General features: G+C 69.3%; 3 protein-coding genes. All 3 read left to right on the top strand.

The features are described 5' to 3' along the window. The coding region (locus ACY0I8_RS17520) for an ABC transporter ATP-binding protein C-terminal domain-containing protein (RefSeq protein ID WP_461395774.1) at positions 1-59 on the top strand (59 nt) is incomplete at its 5' end. Beyond that, entirely contained in the window at positions 53-805 is a 753-nt protein-coding gene (locus ACY0I8_RS17515; RefSeq protein WP_461395773.1) for an ABC transporter ATP-binding protein, read from the top strand. The genes ACY0I8_RS17520 and ACY0I8_RS17515, both read left to right, overlap by 7 nt. Before the next feature lie 8 nt (positions 806-813). Next, entirely contained in the window at positions 814-2493 is a 1680-nt protein-coding gene (locus tag ACY0I8_RS17510) for a class I adenylate-forming enzyme family protein (RefSeq protein ID WP_461395772.1), read from the top strand. The last annotated feature ends 269 nt before the right edge of the window (positions 2494-2762 follow it).

Below are 2762 nucleotides of genomic sequence, written 5' to 3'. Positions count from 1 at the left end.
TCACGGCCCACCCCAAGGTGCGGGAGGCCTACCTGGGATCGGAGGAGACGGGATGCTAGAGGTCCGGGAGCTCCTGGTGTTCTACGAGAACATGCTCGCCCTGAACAACCTGAGCCTCCGGTGCGACAGGGGCCGGATCGTGGGGGTGTTCGGGGCGAACAGCGCCGGAAAGAGCACCCTCATGTACGCGGTGAGCGGGGTGCTCCTGGACATCGCCTACAAGGAGAAGGTGCGGGGCGGGGAGCGGATCAGCCAGTTCGGGGAGATCCTCTACGAGGGCGAGCCCATCGGCCACCTCAAGGCCCACGAGCGGGCCCGTCGCGGCATCGTGCTCTGCCCGGAGCGCCGCCGGCTCTTTCCCGAGTGCACCGTGCTCGAGAACCTGAAGATCGGGGGCTACCTGGCCACCCGGGCCCAGGCCCGGGAGACCCTGGAGTTCGTGCTGGATCTCTTCCCCCGGCTCCGGGACCTGCGGCGCCGCCAGGCGGGGTTTCTGAGCGGGGGCGAGCAGCAGATGGTGGCGATCGGCCGGGCGCTGATGGCCCAGCCGCGGCTCCTGCTCCTCGACGAGCCGCTTCTGGGCCTGGCCCCGGCCATCCAGCACGACGTGATGCGCTCGGTGCCCCAGATCCGGGACGAACGGGGGGTCACCGTGCTCGTGGCCGAGCAGTACGCCCGGCCGGTGCTGCCCTACGTGGACTACGCCTACATCGTGGAGAACGGCTCCACCGTGCTCGAGGGCACCCGCCAGGAGCTCATGGACAACCCCGACGTGCGCGCGGCCTACTTCGGGGGCATGGGATGAAGGCGCCGATGGAACGCAAGTACACGCTAGAGGGGCTCCGGATCCCGGAGGACGGGGGCCGCGAGTACACCTATAGCCGGTTTTTCGCCATGGCCGAACGGCACCCGGACCGGCCGGCCCTGGTGTACCTGGGCCAGCGCTACTCGTACCGGTGGCTCCGGGAGGCCGTGGACCGGTTCGCCACGGCCCTGGCCGCCCTGGGGGTGGGCCCCCAGGACCGGGTCATGCTGTACCTGGCCAACTGCCCCCAGTGGGTCATCGCCAACTTCGCGGTGAACCGGATCGGGGCGGTGGTGGTGCCCGTGTCGCCCATCTACACGGCCCACGAGCTCCAGTACCTGGTGGAGGACGCGGGCGTCGAGACCGTGGTGTGCCAGGACACGAACTTCGGCTATGTGCAGGAGGTGTTCGAGCGCACGGGCCTCCGGCGCATCGTGGTGACCACGCTCACGGAACTCCTGCCCCGGTGGAAAACGGCCGTGGGCCACCTCCTGGACCGGATTCCCCGGGGCAAGGTGGCCCGGGGCGAGCACGTGGTGTGGTTCGGCGACCTCCTCAAGGCCCACCGGCCGGACCCGCCCCGGGTGGAGGTGGATCCCTGGCGGGACCTGGCCTACATCATGTACACGGGCGGCACCACCGGGTTCCCCAAGGGCGTGCCGGGCAACCACGCCACCGAGGTGGGCTACATCCGCGACGTGATGGAGGAGGTCCTCGCTCCGGGGATCGAGGAGGGGACCGACCGGATCATCATGGTGAACCCCCTCTACCACATCATGGCCAAGGGGTTCCTGATCGCGGCGGGCCTCAACTTCGGCAACACCGCCGTGCTCATGCCGGTGCCCCACGTGGACGCGATCCTCCGGGAGATCGGGCGGCACCGGGTGCGGTGGTTCCTGGGGGTGCCGGCCCTGTACCGGATGATCCTGGAGCACGACCGGGTCGACCAGTACCGGCTCGACACGCTGCGGTACTGCTTCTGCGGGGGCGACGTGCTCCCCCGGGAGGTGTTCAACCGGTGGCGGGAGCGCACCGGCGTGGCGATCCGGCAGGTGTACGGCGCCACCGAGGTGGGCCACGTGGCCTACGGACGCCTCGACGAGGAGCCCGAGCCCGACGTGATCGGCCGGCCCCTGCGGTCCTACCGGTGCCGGGTGGTGGACCCGGAGACCCTGGAGCCCGTGCCCCGGGGGGAGGTGGGGGAGCTCCTGGTGACCGCGGACTTCACGATCAAGAGCTACTGGAACAAGCCCGTGGAGACCGAGCGGGCCTACGTGGAGCTCGACGGCGAGGTGTTCTACCGCATGGGCGACTACGTGAGCGAGTCGGCCGACGGCCACCTGCGGTTCATGGAGCGCACGGCCGACATCATCAAATACAAGGGCTACCGGGTGAGCGCCTCCGAGGTGGAGGCGGTGCTCCAGGATCACCCCACCGTGGTGGGGGCCTGCGTGGTGGGGGTGGAGGACCCCGCGGTGGGCGAGCGGATCAAGGCCATCGTCGTCCTCAAGCACGACGCCCGCGGCGTGAGCGGCACCGAGCTTCGCAAATGGTGCAAGGAGCGGCTCGCCCCCTACAAGGTGCCCCACTACATCGAGTTTCGCGACATGCTGCCCAAGAGCAAGGTGGGCAAGCTCCTGCGGCGCGAGGTCCGCGAAGAGGAGCGCCGCAAGGCGAAGGGGGGCTAGTTTGGGCCTTGGGACCGCTGTCACCCCGGCGGCTCGGGCGCGGTCGGGGGCGTGGGGCCTGCTGGAGCGCCGGGCGTGGCTCCTAACAGTCGATGGATCCGGCACTCTGCCTGCGATGCGGGGTTTTGAGAGTAGAGTCCAGACACGTGGTGTAAGAAGGGCATGGGCCCTTGCAAACGAAAAGACCACCGCGTCATCCTCCAGAGCCGTAGCGGTCAACCTGCGGCAAGGAGGGAAGACACGATGGTCGACGTCAATGAAGAGGCCCG

The organism is Deferrisoma sp., from assembly GCF_054681715.1.
The sequence above is the reverse complement of the archived record's forward strand: the minus strand, read 5'-3'. Positions and strand labels throughout refer to the sequence as shown.

Excerpts from the sequence above, each read along its gene's own strand:
- ACY0I8_RS17515 (WP_461395773.1), top strand. The coding sequence starts at position 53 with ATGCTAGAGGTCCGGGAGCTCCTGGTGTTCTACGAGAACATGCTCGCC.
- ACY0I8_RS17510 (WP_461395772.1), top strand. The coding sequence starts at position 814 with ATGGAACGCAAGTACACGCTAGAGGGGCTCCGGATCCCGGAGGACGGG.